The following is a 16,632-nucleotide window of genomic DNA, read 5'->3' as shown; positions in this document are numbered from 1 at the left end:
TAATGACAACCTTTACCCGCCCCTGCGGATGAAGCCTCTCATTAGCCGCGCGAACCTCTGCATGAAGATCATTACTAGCAACAATACATGAGTTTTGAATGAATTGCTGCCGCCCGGTCGAAAAAAGGGGCCGTCAGGCCCCTTTTTCTGAAACTCGCAGAATTAGCGACGCAGACCCAGACGCTCGATCAGCGAAGAGTAACGTGCAACATCTTTACGTTTCAGGTAGTCGAGCAGTTTACGACGCTGAGAAACCATGCGCAGCAGACCACGACGGCTGTGGTGATCTTTTTTGTGCTCTGCAAAGTGGCCCTGCAGGTGGTTGATCTGTGCGGTCAGCAGTGCAACCTGAACTTCGGTAGAACCGCTGTCGTTTTCGCCACGACCAAACTCAGAAACGATTTTTGCTTTAGCTTCAACGCTTAGAGACATTTTATAACTCCAAAAATTAAAAGAAAGAAAGGGTGCCGATCTCTAATTCAGCGACCCCTGATGCAACGCCCGAAAATGTTAAAACACTTTAGCGGACGTTAAGCGGCGATATTCTACTCGTAGCAGGCTTTTATCGCAAGAAAAGCGCTTACGCCGGGTATTCCACCACCAGACGACGCGGCGCCACGCGGCCTTCATCGTCAATTTCGCCCATGCCGAGAAACTTGCCAGACTCGTTTTCCATCACCCGCACCAGCCCGCTAAGCGGCGCGCCAGACTGACGTACCGGGTTGCCGTTCTTAAAGTAGACCGCGGAAGTCTCCGGAATCGTCACCAGCGGATAGTCTGAAGCCGGGCTGTCCATCGGCATCAGCAGCGGGTCAAGCAGTTGCGCGGCAGGGATATCCTGCGCCGCCGCCTGATCGACCAGTGCCTGCAGCTGCTCGAGGGTCACCATCCGCTCAACCGGGTATTTGCTCACCGCCAGGCGACGCAGGAAAATCACGTGCGCGCCGCAGCCGAGTTTCTCACCTAAATCATCGATAATCGTTCGGATGTAGGTGCCTTTCGAGCAGTGGATCTCCAGCTCCAGTTCATCGCCTTCGTGGCGAATAAACAGCAGCTCATAGACCGTAATCGGCCGGGCCTCCCGCGGGACGTCAATACCCTGGCGAGCATATTCGTACAGCTTCTTGCCCTGATATTTGAGCGCAGAGTACATCGACGGCACCTGCTGCGTCTCGCCACGGAAACTCTCCAGCGCCGCCGCCAGCTGTTCGTCGCTAAAGGTTAGCGGACGCTCTTCCACCACCTGACCGTCGGCATCGGAGGTATCCGTGCGCTGGCCCAGTTTGGCAATCACGCGATAACGCTTATCGGAGTCCAGCAGATACTGGGAAAACTTGGTCGCTTCGCCAAGGCACACTGGCAGCATACCGGTCGCCAGCGGATCCAGCGCGCCGGTGTGCCCGGCGCGGTTGGCGTTATAAATACGTTTTACTTTCTGCAGCACATCGTTGCTGGAAGCGCCCTGAGGCTTATCCAGCAGCAATACGCCGTGCACGTCGCGGCCGCGACGACGAGGACGACTCATCAGTCCTCCTTGCTGTCGTCCGGGTTCACACGACGCTCATCGTCGTGTTTCACCACGCTGGTGACCAGATTGGACATGCGCATCCCTTCCACCAGTGAGTTGTCATAGAAGAAAGTCAGTTCCGGCACGATGCGCAGACGCATCGCTTTACCCAGCAGAGAGCGGATAAAGCCAGAGGCTTCCTGCAGCGCTTTGATGCCCGCTTTTACCGCGGCTTCATCTTTGTCGTTCAGAAAGGTGACATACACCTTGGCATAGGCCAGGTCGCGGGACATTTCCACACCGGAAACGGTGGTCATCATGCCCAGACGCGGATCTTTGATTTCACGCTGCAGGATGATGGCAATCTCTTTTTGCATCTCCTGGGCCACACGCTGCGGGCGACCAAATTCTTTCGCCATAATAAGTTCTCCAGAATAAAGACAAAAAAGGGGCCAAAAGCCCCTTTTTAAAATGATTGCCGGGTGGCGCTTCGCTTCCCCGGCTGCTTAGCCATCAGATGATTAATCGATGCTACGCTGGATTTCGATGATTTCGAACACTTCGATCATATCGCCAACGCGAACGTCGTTGTAGTTCTTCACACCGATACCACATTCCATGCCGTTACGGACTTCGTTGACGTCATCTTTGAAGCGGCGCAGGGATTCCAGCTCGCCTTCATAGATAACCACGTTGTCGCGCAGTACGCGGATTGGGTTGTGACGTTTGATCGTCCCTTCGGTAACCATACAGCCTGCGATGGCGCCGAATTTCGGCGATTTGAACACATCACGTACTTCAGCCAGACCAATGATCTGCTGTTTCAGTTCCGGAGACAGCATGCCGCTCATCGCTGCTTTCACTTCGTCGATCAGGTTATAGATGACGGAGTAGTAACGCAGATCCAGGCTTTCCGCTTCGATAACTTTACGTGCAGAGGCATCGGCACGAACGTTGAAGCCAACCAGAATCGCGTTGGAAGCTGCTGCCAGGGTCGCGTCGGTTTCGGTGATACCACCTACGCCGGAACCGATGATCTTCACTTTCACTTCGTCGGTAGACAGTTTCAGTAAGGAATCGGAAATCGCTTCGACAGAACCCTGCACGTCCGCTTTCAGCACGATGTTCACTTCGTGAACTTCGCCTTCAGTCATGTTAGCGAACATGTTTTCCAGTTTAGATTTCTGCTGACGAGCCAGCTTAACTTCACGGAATTTGCCCTGACGATACAGTGCAACTTCACGCGCTTTTTTCTCGTCACGAACCACGGTCACTTCATCACCCGCAGCCGGAACACCGGACAGGCCGAGGATTTCCACCGGAATGGACGGACCCGCTTCCAGAACTTCGCGCCCCAGTTCGTCACGCATCGCACGCACGCGGCCATATTCAAAGCCACACAGTACGATATCGCCCTTATGCAGGGTACCTTCGCGAACCAGAACGGTAGCCACCGGACCACGACCTTTATCGAGGAAGGATTCGATGACCGCGCCGCTCGCCATACCGTTACGTACGGCTTTCAGTTCGAGAACTTCAGCCTGCAGCAGGATAGCGTTCAGCAGGTCGTCGATACCAGTACCGACTTTCGCGGATACCGGGATGAACTGCGCTTCGCCGCCCCACTCTTCCGGCATTACGCCGTACTGGGAGAGTTCGTTCTTCACGCGATCCATATCCGCTTCCGGCTTATCGATCTTGTTCACCGCAACCACTACCGGCACCTGAGCCGCTTTGGCGTGCTGGATAGCTTCCACAGTCTGCGGCATCACGCCGTCGTCTGCTGCCACCACCAGAACCACGATATCCGTTGCCTGCGCACCACGAGCACGCATGGAGGTAAACGCGGCGTGGCCCGGGGTATCCAGGAAGGTGATCATGCCGTTGTCGGTTTCTACGTGGTAGGCGCCGATGTGCTGGGTAATACCACCCGCTTCGCCGGAGGCAACCTTAGTAGAACGAATGTAGTCCAGCAGCGAGGTTTTACCGTGGTCAACGTGACCCATGATGGTCACTACCGGTGCGCGCGGTTCAGCCGCAGCGCCGGTGTCACGGTCGCTCATTACTGCTTCTTCCAGCTCGTTTTCACGACGCAGGATAACTTTATGGCCCATCTCTTCGGCAACCAGCTGTGCGGTTTCCTGGTCGATGACCTGGTTGATGGTCGCCATGGCACCCAGCTTCATCATCGCTTTGATGACCTGAGAACCTTTCACCGCCATCTTGTTAGCCAGTTCGCCAACGGTGATGGTTTCACCGATGATAACGTCACGGTTAACCGCCTGAGCCGGCTTCTGGAAGCCCTGCTGCAGAGCGGAACCTTTACGGTGCTTGCCGCCTTTGCCACCACGAACGGCCGCACGGGCTTCTTCACGGTCAGCTTTAGATTCAGCGTGTTTGTTGCCTTTTTTGGCCGGACGAGCCACTTTGCTGCTACGACTACGACCACGGCCGCCTTCGACTTCACGGTCGTTATCATCTTCAGCCTGACGCGCATGCTGAGAGGTGGTTACGTGGTAGTCGGTCGTTTCTTCAGGGGTTTCTGGAGTTTCAGTCCAGTTTTTTTCATTTTCTTCAGCCATACGGCGTGCTTCTTCCGCTACACGGCGCGCTTCTTCTTCAAGTTTGCGGCGTGCTTCTTCTTCCGATTTGCGCTTCAGCTCCGCTGCTTCGTTCTCACGGCGGGTCTTTTCAGCCTGGGCGGTCTTGGTCATTTCGTCGGTATGTTGATTGCTCACTTTGTCTTTTTCCGCGGCTTCACGTTTCGCTTTATCAGCGACTTCACGTTTAGCTTGTTCTGCGGCCTCACGTTCAGCTTTTAATTGCGCCTCGCGTTTCGCTGCTTCTTCAGCTTCACGACGGGCCTGCTCTTCCGCTTCACGCTGCGCCTGCTCTTCCGCGGCCAGGCGTTCAGCCTCTTGCGGATCGCGTTTCACAAAGGTGCGTTTCTTGCGGACTTCGATTTGTACCGATTTACTCTTTCCACCGGTACCTGGAATATTCAACGTGCTGCGCGTTTTACGCTGCAACGTCAGCTTGTCAGGCGCCGAACCGTGTTCACGATTCAGGTGCGTTAACAAGGTTTGCTTCTCTTGCGCGGTCACAGAATCATCAGCCGATTTGCGAATACCTGCATCAGCAAATTGCTGTATCAGGCGATCCACAGAGGTCTGAATTTCTGAGGCCAGCGCTTTAATAGTCACATCTGTCATGCTGTTCCTTCCTGCTACAGTTTATTACGCTTCGTCGCCGAACCAACAAATGTTGCGAGCAGCCATGATGAGCTCGCCAGCTTTCTCGTCGGTCATCCCTTCGATATCAGCCAGGTCATCAACGCCCTGCTCGGCGAGATCTTCCAGCGTACAAACACCACGGGCGGCCAGTTTGAATGCCAGAGCACGATCCAGACCTTCCAGATTCAACAGATCATCGGCAGGTTTGTTGTCTCCCAGGCTTTCTTCCTGAGCCAGCGCCAGCGTAGTCAGTGCGTTTTTCGCACGCTCACGAAGTGCTTCAACGGTGGCTTCATCCAGACCGTCGATTTCCAGCAGTTCTTTCATTGGCACATAGGCCAGTTCTTCCAGCGAGGAGAAGCCTTCTTCAACCAGCACTGTCGCGAAATCTTCATCAATATCGAGATACTTGGTGAAGGTATCGATAGCGGCATGCGCTTCCGCCTGGTGCTTAGCCTGCAGATCGTCAACGGTCATCACGTTGAGTTCCCAGCCGCTGAGCTGAGAAGCCAGACGAACGTTCTGACCGTTACGGCCAATCGCCTGCGCCAGGTTGCCCGCTTCCACCGCGATATCCATGGTGTGTTTATCTTCATCCACCACGATAGACGCGACGTCTGCCGGCGCCATGGCGTTAATCACGAACTGCGCCGGGTTATCATCCCACAGGACGATATCGATGCGTTCGCCGCCCAGCTCAGTAGAGACGGCCTGCACACGCGCACCGCGCATACCAACGCAAGCGCCAACCGGGTCGATACGCTTGTCGTTGGTTTTTACCGCGATTTTCGCACGAGAGCCCGGATCGCGAGCTGCCGCTTTGATCTCCAGCACTTCTTCCCCGATTTCCGGCACTTCGATGCGGAACAGTTCGATCAGCATCTCAGGTTTGGAACGGGTCACGAACAGCTGGGCGCCACGCGCTTCCGGACGGACAGCGTACAGTACACCGCGGATGCGGTCGCCCGGACGGAAGTTTTCACGCGGCAGCATATCTTCACGCAGGATCACGGCTTCAGCGTTGTTGCCCAGATCCAGGGTGATATTGTCGCGGTTCACTTTTTTCACCACGCCGGTGATGATCTCACCTTCGTGCTCGCGGAACTGATCGACCACCATCGCGCGCTCGGCTTCGCGGACTTTCTGCACGATAACCTGCTTAGCGGTCTGCGTGGTGATACGGTCGAAGGTGACAGACTCAATCTGATCTTCGACATAATCGCCGACGTTCATGCTTTCATCTTCGTAACGCGCCGCTTCCAGCGTGATCTCGCGCGTCGGCTGAGTCACCTCTTCCACAACCAGCCAGCGACGGAAGGTGTCAAAATCACCGCTCTTACGGTCGATTTCTACGCGAACGTCGATCTCTTGTTCGTATTTTTTCTTGGTGGCCGTTGCCAGCGCGCTTTCCAGCGCTTCGAAAATTTTCTCGCGCGGCAGCGCTTTTTCGTTGGAAACGGCTTCAACAACAGCCAAAATTTCTTTGTTCATCGGGGCCTTTCACCTCAATCCAGACTGTTAAAAGTGGGGAACCAGGTTCGCCTTCTGGATGTTACTCAGCGCGAACACTTCATCTTTGCCTTCGACGGTTACCGTGATCATTTCACCGTCTACCGCTTTGATAATGCCCTGCCATTTGCGACGGTTCTGAACCGCCATGCGCAGCACCAGCGCAACTTCTTCGCCAGTGAAACGTTGATAGTGTTCGGCGGTGAACATCGGACGGTCGAGACCAGGCGAAGAGACTTCCAGGTTGTAAGCGACAGTGATCGGGTCTTCAACATCCATGACGGCGCTTACCTGGTGGCTCACATCAGCACAATCATCAACGTTGATGCCATCTTCACTATCAATATAGATGCGCAGTGTGGATGTGCGACCGCGAATAAATTCGATGCCGACCAGCTCAAAGCCAAGCGCTTCAACCGGCGCAGTGAGCATCTCTGTTAATTTTTGCTCTAATGTGGACAAACCCACCCCCAAGACATAAAAAAAGGGCGTATAGCCCAGTTATTCTGAAGTCAGATAACAAAAAACCCCGATAAATCGGGGCTTTAGATAACTGAACCCTGAGATCGCCATGGCGATCTGGAACACCTTCCGCAAGAATTCTTTCAAATTCGGCTACGAAGGACACTTAGTCCTCACAGTATATTTGAAAAAGTACTTAATGGGAAAGTGGTTGCGGGGGCCGGATTTGAACCGACGACCTTCGGGTTATGAGCCCGACGAGCTACCAGGCTGCTCCACCCCGCGCCTGAAACGTGGCATATTTTACTCTTATTGAGTAAAAGACGCAAATACTGCTGGGATTTGGTACCGAAGACGGGACATAAAATCGGGGTGAATTGTATCGGCAATTAGTATATTTTGTCAACATGCATTTTATCGCCCCCGATTGCCGTTTGTGCTGGTATTTCAGGCTTTTTTAGCAAAAAGATGATGAAGCCCTTCCTGTCGCCAGTAAAAGATGGTTAAATGAATACTCACAATTAATGCATAAAAATGCAGTTAAGGTTGTTGAGTCGAACTCACCACAGTCTATCGAGCAGGGTTTTATTTTATGACGACGATTCTCAAGCATCTCCCGGTTGGTCAACGTATTGGTATCGCTTTCTCTGGTGGACTGGATACCAGCGCCGCGCTGTTATGGATGCGCAAAAAAGGCGCCGTGCCTTATGCATATACCGCTAACCTGGGTCAACCGGACGAAGACGACTACGATGCTATTCCGCGCCGCGCGAAAGAGTATGGCGCCGAAGGTGCCCGTCTGATCGACTGCCGCAAACAGCTGGTCGCAGAAGGGATCGCGGCGATTCAGTGTGGCGCATTCCATAACACCACCGGTGGGTTGACCTACTTCAACACCACGCCGCTGGGCCGCGCGGTCACCGGCACCATGCTGGTGGCGGCAATGAAAGAAGATGGCGTCAACATCTGGGGCGATGGCAGCACCTATAAAGGCAACGATATCGAACGTTTCTATCGTTACGGCCTGCTGACCAATGCTGAACTGCAGATTTACAAGCCGTGGCTGGACAGCGACTTTATTGATGAACTCGGCGGCCGTCACGAAATGTCCGAATTTATGATCGCCTGCGGCTTTGACTACAAGATGTCAGTCGAAAAAGCCTATTCCACCGACTCCAACATGCTCGGCGCGACCCACGAAGCGAAAGACCTCGAATTCCTGAACTCCAGCGTCAAGATCGTCAACCCGATTATGGGCGTGAAGTTCTGGGACGAAACCGTGAAGATCCCTGCGGAAGAGGTGACTGTACGCTTTGAGCAAGGCCATCCGGTGGCGCTGAATGGCAAAACCTTCGCCGATGACGTCGAGATGATGCTGGAAGCCAACCGTATCGGTGGTCGCCACGGTCTGGGCATGAGCGATCAGATTGAAAACCGCATTATCGAAGCGAAAAGCCGCGGCATTTATGAAGCCCCGGGGATGGCGCTGCTGCATATCGCCTATGAGCGTCTGCTGACCGGTATCCATAACGAAGATACTATCGAGCAATACCACGCCCACGGTCGTCAGCTGGGCCGCCTGCTGTATCAGGGACGCTGGTTCGATTCCCAGGCGCTGATGCTGCGTGATTCACTGCAACGCTGGGTTGCCAGCCAGATCACCGGTGAAGTCACCCTCGAACTGCGTCGCGGTAACGACTACTCGATCCTCAATACCGTTTCAGACAACCTGACCTATAAAGCAGAGCGTCTGACCATGGAAAAAGGCGATTCTATGTTTACCGCCGAAGACCGTATCGGTCAGCTGACCATGCGTAATCTGGATATCACCGATACCCGCGAGAAGCTGTTTGGCTATGCCCAGTCTGGCCTGCTGAGCGCCTCCTCAGCAACCGGTTTACCGCAGGTTGAGAATCTGGAAAACAAAGGCAAATAATCGCCTGACGATGTTTGCTCTCCGCCGGCGGCTTTCCGCCGGCTTTTTATTTTTTGTTACCCACCAACATCAAAAAAATCGCCAGGACGCATTTTTTCCTTATCGCCCGACCAGCAAAATTGTTGACTATAATAACCTCAATTGATTAATTCATATCTGGTGATAAGCATCATGAATATTAAACCACCGATCAGGCCGCAAAAGGCCATTGACCGACTGATCGATGTGCTTGAGCCGCACGCCACGCCCGTTAACGCGATCGCCAGAAAAAGACTGACATGGGAATATAAAGGCAAAACTCAGCTCTTTATTTTTAAAAAAGGCGAACTGTCGATTATCCGTAATTCCGACAAGCTATTGATGGTAACCGTCTATGAGCCGCACCTTTTCGGCGTGGCGGAAATGCTACAGCCCAGCCGTAGCCATAGTCTGCGGGCGGAGGTCTCTTCCGAGCTGCTACGGATCGACTCTGACCTGGCCTCCGCACTATTTCGCCAGCATAACCTGTGGGAGGAGGTGACCAGCCTGCTGGCCTATCATACTTCGTACCTGGTATATCGTGACGATCTGGTCCTGCAACAGCGAACCTATTCGGTCATACGTAACCATCTACTGGAAATGATGCTATTAACCGAAGAGACCCGACAGCGCGTGTCTATTCTTGAATATATTCAGGACAGGACCCATCTGTCGCGCAGCAGTATTCTCAATGTCTTGTCAGCATTAAAGAAAGGCGGTTATATTGCCTTTGCCCGCGGCGGTTATTTGCAAAGCATCGCCTCACTTCCTGAAAAATTTTGACCGTGCCAGTCACCTTTATTTGTTGTTATTCACCTCACTGTTGAAAATGTTTAAATTTAAATCAATAAACGCTAACGGTAAAAATAGAAAAATTTTATGCTGAGCATCTGAATTTACCGGCGGACAACATGTCCCTGGGCTCGACCAGCAGGCAGCCACTCACGGCGTTAACCGCCGGGCCTGCACCGGCTCAGGATATGCCACCGGAAATCGGCCAGGCGTTAGCAGCGGTAGCGGGAGTTGACCCCCTCGCCTGTCGTCTGCAGCGACCATAACGATGAGATCCAAGAACCCGTTAATTTTGCCCGAACGCCCGTATCGGGCTTTTTTTTATCTGAAGGAATTCCACAATGAAGTCTATTACTCCAAAATTGGTTGCCGTGATGATCGCCCTGGGGGCCAGCAGCGCCGTCTGCGCATCCGTTAACCTGCATGGTGAAGCCGGTGCCGAGTTCACCAATCTCTCCGCCAGCTTTGGCGCCGGGGAACCGGGTATGACGTTCAATACCCAGTGGGTCCACAGCGACAACGACGGGGATAGCGTAGGACTGGGAATGGGCTACAACTTTAACCTTGGGCCTTTTCTAATGACGCTGGGCGGTAAAGGTGTCTATCTGAACCCCAACGATGGGGATGAAGGTTACGCCATTGCTGCAGGTGGCGGAGCAGAACTCCCCCTCGGCCAGTACTTCACGCTCTTCGGTGAGGGCTATTACTCACCCGACTCAATGTCCAGCGGCGTCGATGATTATGTGGAGGCCAATGCCGGATTACGTATTAACGTGCTCCCGTCTCTGAATATCGAAGCAGGCTATCGTTATATCGATATCGCCGGGAAAGATGGCCATCGTGACAACACCCTGGCCGACGGGGCCTATGCCGGGGTTAACTTCCGCTTTTAATCCTTACACAGGGATTGCCGTCCGGCAGTCCCTGCCTTCTCTCAGCTGGCCAACGGCACGCTTTTCAGCACGCGGTTGATCTCCTGCAGACCAGCAACATTATTCTCTTTCCGGTAAACGTCATTCATGGACGCCATCTGCTCCAGACGGGTCAGGGCGCCATACACCTGGTACGCCTCACTATGTCTGTCAAACACATCGCGGCGCTCCACATCCTGCAAATAATGATTTTTCAACGAATGGTTAAGGCGACCAATCAGTGCCGTATTGTCCTGGAAATAGCGCGTCACCGCCTGGGCATTATTCGCTGTAGCCCCAGGCTCACTGTGCGATACCGGTACCGTTAGCGCATTAATCGTCTCCACCGTTTGGGAGGGCGATGTTGAACTGCACCCTGCTAAACCGAGCACGCCGGCGACGATAAGCAACCCGATCTTGTTCATTATGTCACTTCACCTCTGTTAATTTGACGAGGCGACTTTAACGACAGTAAAAGGAGGGAACCAGCAAAGAGATGTTTATAAATAAATGGCCGGTGGGGACAAAAACAAAAAAAGACGCTTTTCAGCGTCTTTTTTCTGGAATATTGGTACCGAGGATGGGACTCGAACCCACAAGCCCGTTAGGGCACTACCACCTCAAGGTAGCGTGTCTACCAATTCCACCACCTCGGTACAGAATACTTAGTGCGGGATGTCGCTGCTCGGCTGAGCCGGTGCAGTTGGCTGAGTTTGCTCCGTTTTCGGCGCGCTCAGGTTATCCCACTCACTTCCTTTACTGGTCTTGTTGCTGTTGATATTACCCAGCGCCAGACTGATGATGAAGAACAGCGCAGCCAGGATGCCGGTCATACGGGTCATGAAGTTACCAGAACCGCTGGACCCAAACAGTGTGCCGGAAGCGCCTGCACCGAAGGAGGCTCCCATATCAGCGCCTTTACCTTGCTGCAGCATAACCAGACCAACAAGGCCAATCGCTACAATAAGGAAAACTACCAAAAGAGCTTCGTACATAATCAACCTGTTCCTTGCGGATTTGCCGCATACCAAGTGCTTCGACCAATAAAGCGGGACGTTTTAACGTTTCCCACTGAAGCGGGTGTGAATACTAACCAAAGCGAATGACCTTCGCAAGGGCAATTTCGACACATTGTATCAACTGCAGAAAAAAACAGCAAAAAGTCGGTTTTCTATCATAAAAAAGGCGGCAAGCGCCGCCTTTTTAACCACTTAGCCGGAAAGCTTAGACGCTTTTTACCGCTTCGGCGATGCGATGCGCGAACTCGTGCACCTGATCTTCATGCTCGCCTTCCACCATGACGCGGATCAGCGGCTCCGTTCCGGATTTACGCAGCAGGACACGGCCGCGTTTCCCTAACGCCGCTTCCACTTCTGCGGTCACCGCTTTGACATGCTCGTTCTCCAGTGGGTTACCGCTGCCTTCGGTAAACCGCACATTCACCAGCAGTTGAGGGAACATCTTCATACCGCTGCAGAGGTCATGCAGGCTCATATGGTTGCGTACCATCGCCGCGACCACCTGCAGACTGGCGACGATGCCATCGCCGGTGGTGGTTTTATCCAGCAGGATCACGTGGCCGGAGTTTTCCGCACCAATGCGCCAGCCTTTTTCCTGCAGCATCTCGAGCACATAGCGGTCACCGACCTTCGCGCGGGCAAATGGAATACCTAACTGCTTGAGCGCCAGCTCCAGTCCCATATTGCTCATCAGCGTGCCGACGGCGCCGCCGCGCAGCTGCCCCTGACGCAGTCCTTCCCGGGCGATGATGTAGAGGATCTGGTCGCCATCGACTTTATTACCTTCATGGTCAACCATGATCACCCGATCGCCATCGCCATCGTAGGCAATGCCCAGATCGGCTTTCTCCGCCAGCACGCGCGCCTGCAGCGCACGCACGTCGGTGGCGCCGACCTCTTCGTTGATGTTGAGGCCGTCTGGCTCGCAGCCCATCGCGATAACCTGGGCTCCCAGCTCGCGGAAGACATTGGGGGCAATGTGATAGGTCGCGCCGTGCGCGCAATCCACCACCACTTTCAGCGTGGAGAGGCTCAGTTCGTTGGGAAAGGTGCCTTTACAAAATTCAATGTAGCGCCCGGCGGCATCGACGATACGGCTGGCTTTGCCCAGTTCTGCCGAATCCACGCAGGTAAGCTCCTTCTCCATTTCGGCTTCAATCGCCTCTTCCACATCGTCTGGCAGCTTGGTGCCCTCAATGGAGAAGAATTTAATACCGTTGTCGTAGAAAGGGTTATGCGAAGCCGAGATAACGATCCCCGCCTCGGCGCGGAATGCGCGCGTCAGGTAGGCGATAGCCGGTGTCGGCATGGGTCCGGTGAACGACGCAGAGAGCCCCGCTGCCGCCAGCCCAGCTTCCAGCGCCGACTCCAACATGTAGCCCGAAATACGGGTATCCTTGCCGATGATAATTTTACGCGAGCCGTGGCGCGCTAACACTTTCCCTGCCGCCCAGCCCAGCTTAAGCACAAACTCCGGAGTGATCGGCGCATCGCCGACGCGGCCACGAATACCATCGGTGCCAAAATACTTGCGGTTACTCATAACGTTTTTTTCCCTTAGCGGCGAGGGTGGCTTCCACCACGCGCAGCGCTTCTACCGTTTCTTTGACATCATGGACGCGGATTATCTGCGCGCCCTGCATTGCTGCAATGACGGCACACGCCAGGCTGCCGTTCAGCCGTTCTGACGGCCCGACGTTCAGCAACTGACCTACCATCGACTTACGCGACATACCGACCAGCAGAGGCAGCCCAAAGTGGTGAAACTCCCCCAGTCTGGCCAGCAGTTGATAATTATGGGAGAGATTTTTACCGAAACCGAATCCTGGGTCGAGCAGCAATTTTTCTTTTGCGATCCCCGCCTGCTCGCAGCGCACAATATGTTCTGTAAAAAAGCGCTCGACATCGGCGAAGACATCCTCATATTTCGGCGCCTCCTGCATGGTTTTCGGCTGACCCTGCATATGCATCAGACACACCGGCAGCCCGGTTTCCGCGGCGGCCTGCAGCGCGCCAGGTTCGGTCAGAGAGCGAATATCGTTAATGATATGCGCCCCTGCCCGGGCCGATTCGAGGATAACCTCCGGTTTGGAGGTATCCACCGAGATCCACACTTCAAAGCGCTGAGCGATCGCTTCGACGACCGGGATCACCCGTGCGAGTTCCTCTTCTACGCTCACCTCAGCCGCCCCTGGCCGCGTCGATTCACCGCCGATATCAATGATGGTCGCCCCGGCGTTAATCATCAGGTTGGCATGCTTCACCGCCTCAACCAGCGAGTTGTGGGCACCGCCATCGGAGAAAGAGTCGGGCGTCACATTAAGAATGCCCATCACATGGGGATGAGAGAGATCGAGGGTTGAGCCCTGGGCTACAAGTTTCATCACAAAATCCCTGAGACTGAAGAGGTTAAAAAAGAAAAACCCCGGAGCGGGCGCCCCGGGGTTTTAAGGTTAAAACAAGACATCAACAGCGGTAGCTTACTTGTCGCCCAGCTGCTCTGACATGGTGTTGCCCGGGTTCGGCGTACGCGGTTCATCAACCGGGCGCGGCGCACGAGGCGTACCATTGTTGTCAGAGTTGTTCGAAGAACCGGATTCTTCCCAACCCGCTGGCGGACGAACATCGCGACGAGCCATCAGGTCGTCAATCTGCGGCGCATCGATGGTCTCATATTTCATGAGCGCATCTTTCATCGCGTGCAGGATGTCCATGTTGTCGTTCAGCAGCTGACGAGCACGACCGTAGTTACGCTCAATCAGCGATTTCACTTCCTGGTCGATGATACGCGCGGTTTCATCAGACATATGCTTCGCTTTCGCTACGCTACGGCCGAGGAAGACTTCGCCCTCTTCTTCCGCATACAGCAGCGGACCGAGTTTGTCAGAGAAGCCCCACTGAGTCACCATGTTACGCGCCAGGTTTGTCGCCACTTTAATATCGTTGGACGCACCGGTAGAAACATGTTCCGGACCGTAGATAATCTCTTCCGCCAGACGACCGCCGTACAGCGTGGAGATCTGGCTTTCCAGTTTCTGACGGCTGGCGCTGATCGCATCGCCTTCCGGCAGGAAGAAGGTCACACCCAGCGCACGACCGCGCGGGATAATCGTCACTTTATGGACCGGATCGTGTTCCGGTACCAGACGGCCGATAATGGCGTGGCCCGCTTCGTGGTAAGCGGTCGATTCTTTCTGCGCTTCCGTCATCACCATGGAGCGACGTTCCGCACCCATCATGATTTTGTCTTTCGCTTTTTCGAACTCAACCATCGACACAACGCGTTTGTTGCCGCGAGCAGCAAACAGCGCCGCTTCGTTGACCAGGTTCGCCAGGTCCGCACCGGAGAAGCCCGGGGTACCGCGCGCAATGATCGCCGCGTCGATATCCGGCGCCAGCGGTACGCGACGCATATGCACTTTCAGGATCTGTTCACGACCGCGAACATCCGGCAGACCAACAACAACCTGGCGGTCGAAACGGCCTGGACGCAGCAGCGCCGGGTCAAGAACGTCCGGACGGTTAGTCGCCGCGATAACAATGATACCTTCGTTACCTTCGAAGCCGTCCATTTCAACCAGCATCTGGTTCAGGGTCTGCTCACGTTCATCGTGACCACCACCAAGGCCCGCGCCACGCTGGCGGCCGACGGCGTCGATTTCATCGATGAAGATGATGCAAGGCGCTGCTTTCTTGGCCTGTTCGAACATGTCACGCACACGAGATGCACCGACACCGACGAACATTTCGACGAAATCAGAACCGGAAATTGTGAAGAACGGCACCTTCGCTTCGCCAGCGATCGCTTTCGCCAGCAGCGTTTTACCGGTACCCGGAGGGCCGACCATCAGGACGCCTTTCGGGATCTTACCGCCCAGTTTCTGGAAGCGGCTCGGCTCACGCAGGTATTCCACCAGCTCACCGACTTCCTCTTTCGCTTCGTCACACCCGGCAACGTCGGCAAAAGTCGTTTTGATCTGGTCTTCCGTCAGCATACGGGCTTTGCTTTTGCCGAAGGACATCGCGCCCTTTCCGCCGCCGCCCTGCATTTGCCGCATAAAGAAGATCCAGACGCCGATCAACAGCAGCATTGGGAACCAGGAGATGAAGATGGAAGCCAGCAGGCTTGGCTCTTCTGGTGGTTCGCCAATAACTTTGACGTTTTTAGTCAACAGGTTATCGAGCAGCTTCGGATCGTTAACCGGAATGTAAGTCGTGTAACGGTTACTATCTTTCTTGGTAACGTTGATCTCACGTCCGTTGATACGCGCTTCGCGAACCTGGTCCTGATTGACCTCTTGCAGGAAGGTAGAATAATCCACCTTGCGGCCATTCGACTCGCTGGGCCCAAAGCTCTGGAATACTGACATCAGCACAACGGCAATGACCAGCCAGAGTATTAGGTTTTTCGCCATGTCACTCAAGGGATTAACCTCTTATTACAACTGTGTTAAAAACAGCGTCAGGATACTCTATATCCAGTTTCATTCAAACTTTCGTTTGAAATCTGCCGGTTATGGTTTACGCCCGGTCGCTACAATATACACTTCACGCGAACGAGCGCGGGAAGAGTCCGGCTTACGAACTTTGACCTTCGTAAACAGGGAGCGAATTTCTCGAAGATACTCATCGAAGCCTTCGCCCTGGAACACCTTCACTACAAAACTACCACCTGGCGCTAATACATCACGAGACATTTCAAGCGCCAGTTCTACCAGATACATAGCCCGGGGAATATCCACCGCCGGTGTTCCGCACATATTCGGCGCCATATCGGACATGACAACTTGGACTTTACTGTCGCCCACTCGCTCAAGTAACGCTTTCAGGACTAATTCATCACGAAAATCGCCCTGAAGGAAGTCCACACCAACGATTGGATCCATTGGTAAAAGATCGCAAGCAATGATGCGGCCGCTGTTGCCGATCTGCGTGACCGCATACTGCGACCAGCCACCGGGAGCAGCACCGAGGTCAACTATCGTCATCCCCGGCTTAAAAATTTTGTCACTTTGCTGTATTTCATCAAGTTTAAACCAGGCACGGGAACGTAACCCCTTTTTCTGTGCCTGTTGAACATATTTATCGCTAAAGTGTTCCTGAAGCCAGCGGCTTGAGCTGGCAGAACGCTTTTTACCTGTCATTTAACATTCCCGTTCGGGTTCATCGTACTTTACTGCGTAAAAATCGACGCGGTAGTTTGGCGATATATGGGAGATGGCGGTAGAATGACCCGTTTTCAATC

The 16,632-nt window shown here is 54.0% G+C and carries 15 protein-coding genes and 2 tRNA genes; 3 read left to right on the top strand and 14 right to left on the bottom strand.

Features of this window, described 5'->3' with window-relative positions; all coding sequences use genetic code 11:
• Positions 1–162 precede the first annotated feature (162 nt).
• From rpsO to CWM57_RS17000, 7 genes are all read right to left on the bottom strand, one after another.
• On the bottom strand, positions 163–432 hold the full coding sequence (gene rpsO / locus CWM57_RS17030) for a 30S ribosomal protein S15 (protein ID WP_004106090.1): 270 nt from the start codon (positions 430–432) through the stop codon (positions 163–165).
• Positions 433–580: 148 nt separating this feature from the next.
• Positions 581–1,525 carry a tRNA pseudouridine(55) synthase TruB gene (gene truB / locus CWM57_RS17025; protein ID WP_061153205.1) on the bottom strand — a complete coding sequence of 315 codons (945 nt, stop codon included), beginning with the start codon at positions 1,523–1,525 and terminating at the stop codon, positions 581–583.
• Positions 1,525–1,926, bottom strand: a complete 402-nt coding sequence (gene rbfA, locus CWM57_RS17020) for a 30S ribosome-binding factor RbfA (RefSeq protein ID WP_002918248.1) — start codon at positions 1,924–1,926, stop codon at positions 1,525–1,527. The genes truB and rbfA overlap by 1 nt, the downstream gene beginning before the upstream one ends.
• A 102-nt stretch (positions 1,927–2,028) precedes the next feature.
• A complete protein-coding gene (gene infB / locus CWM57_RS17015) occupies positions 2,029–4,719 on the bottom strand; it encodes a translation initiation factor IF-2 (protein WP_061153204.1) in 2,691 nt (896 codons plus the stop codon).
• 24 nt (positions 4,720–4,743) lie between these two features.
• The gene (gene nusA, locus CWM57_RS17010; protein ID WP_008806630.1) at positions 4,744–6,231 is read right to left on the bottom strand and encodes a transcription termination factor NusA; all 1,488 of its coding nucleotides are present in this window, start codon (positions 6,229–6,231) and stop codon (positions 4,744–4,746) included.
• A gap of 27 nt (positions 6,232–6,258) precedes the next feature.
• Positions 6,259–6,711, bottom strand: coding sequence for a ribosome maturation factor RimP (rimP, locus tag CWM57_RS17005; protein ID WP_002918364.1), 453 nt, complete (start codon positions 6,709–6,711; stop codon positions 6,259–6,261).
• 208 nt (positions 6,712–6,919) lie between these two features.
• A tRNA-Met gene (locus CWM57_RS17000) sits at positions 6,920–6,996 on the bottom strand.
• A 307-nt stretch (positions 6,997–7,303) separates the two neighbouring features.
• On the opposite strand from CWM57_RS17000, the gene argG reads away from it, so the two are divergent.
• The 3 genes from argG (at position 7,304) to CWM57_RS16985 (ending at position 10,350) form a co-directional block, all read left to right on the top strand.
• Complete coding sequence (gene argG / locus CWM57_RS16995) at positions 7,304–8,647, top strand: argininosuccinate synthase (RefSeq protein ID WP_061153203.1); 1,344 nt, start codon at positions 7,304–7,306, stop codon at positions 8,645–8,647.
• Positions 8,648–8,818: 171 nt separating this feature from the next.
• On the top strand, positions 8,819–9,448 hold the full coding sequence (locus tag CWM57_RS16990; protein ID WP_074387699.1) for a winged helix-turn-helix transcriptional regulator: 630 nt from the start codon (positions 8,819–8,821) through the stop codon (positions 9,446–9,448).
• Positions 9,449–9,798: 350 nt separating this feature from the next.
• Positions 9,799–10,350 carry a YfaZ family outer membrane protein gene (locus CWM57_RS16985; protein WP_061153202.1) on the top strand — a complete coding sequence of 184 codons (552 nt, stop codon included), beginning with the start codon at positions 9,799–9,801 and terminating at the stop codon, positions 10,348–10,350.
• A 41-nt stretch (positions 10,351–10,391) separates the two neighbouring features.
• Here the strand turns inward: CWM57_RS16985 and CWM57_RS27785 are convergent, their stop codons facing one another.
• The 7 genes from CWM57_RS27785 to rlmE form a co-directional block, all read right to left on the bottom strand.
• Entirely contained in the window at positions 10,392–10,640 is a 249-nt protein-coding gene (locus CWM57_RS27785; RefSeq protein WP_162493299.1) for a hypothetical protein, read from the bottom strand.
• Positions 10,641–10,937: 297 nt separating this feature from the next.
• A tRNA-Leu gene (locus tag CWM57_RS16975) sits at positions 10,938–11,024 on the bottom strand.
• A gap of 9 nt (positions 11,025–11,033) precedes the next feature.
• On the bottom strand, positions 11,034–11,363 hold the full coding sequence (secG, locus tag CWM57_RS16970; protein WP_061153201.1) for a preprotein translocase subunit SecG: 330 nt from the start codon (positions 11,361–11,363) through the stop codon (positions 11,034–11,036).
• A gap of 229 nt (positions 11,364–11,592) precedes the next feature.
• Positions 11,593–12,930 carry a phosphoglucosamine mutase gene (gene glmM / locus CWM57_RS16965; RefSeq protein ID WP_004206179.1) on the bottom strand — a complete coding sequence of 446 codons (1,338 nt, stop codon included), beginning with the start codon at positions 12,928–12,930 and terminating at the stop codon, positions 11,593–11,595.
• The gene (folP, locus tag CWM57_RS16960) at positions 12,923–13,771 is read right to left on the bottom strand and encodes a dihydropteroate synthase (RefSeq protein WP_100632184.1); all 849 of its coding nucleotides are present in this window, start codon (positions 13,769–13,771) and stop codon (positions 12,923–12,925) included. Before folP ends, glmM begins: the two co-directional genes overlap by 8 nt.
• Positions 13,772–13,867: 96 nt before the next feature.
• The gene (ftsH, locus tag CWM57_RS16955) at positions 13,868–15,802 is read right to left on the bottom strand and encodes an ATP-dependent zinc metalloprotease FtsH (protein ID WP_061153198.1); all 1,935 of its coding nucleotides are present in this window, start codon (positions 15,800–15,802) and stop codon (positions 13,868–13,870) included.
• 99 nt (positions 15,803–15,901) lie between these two features.
• On the bottom strand, positions 15,902–16,531 hold the full coding sequence (gene rlmE, locus CWM57_RS16950; RefSeq protein WP_008806638.1) for a 23S rRNA (uridine(2552)-2'-O)-methyltransferase RlmE: 630 nt from the start codon (positions 16,529–16,531) through the stop codon (positions 15,902–15,904).
• Positions 16,532–16,632 lie beyond the last annotated feature (101 nt).

This window comes from Klebsiella sp. G-Nf4 (assembly GCF_002810615.1).
Lineage (GTDB): Bacteria > Pseudomonadota > Gammaproteobacteria > Enterobacterales > Enterobacteriaceae > Klebsiella > Klebsiella variicola.
The sequence above is the reverse complement of the archived record's forward strand: the minus strand, read 5'-3'. Positions and strand labels throughout refer to the sequence as shown.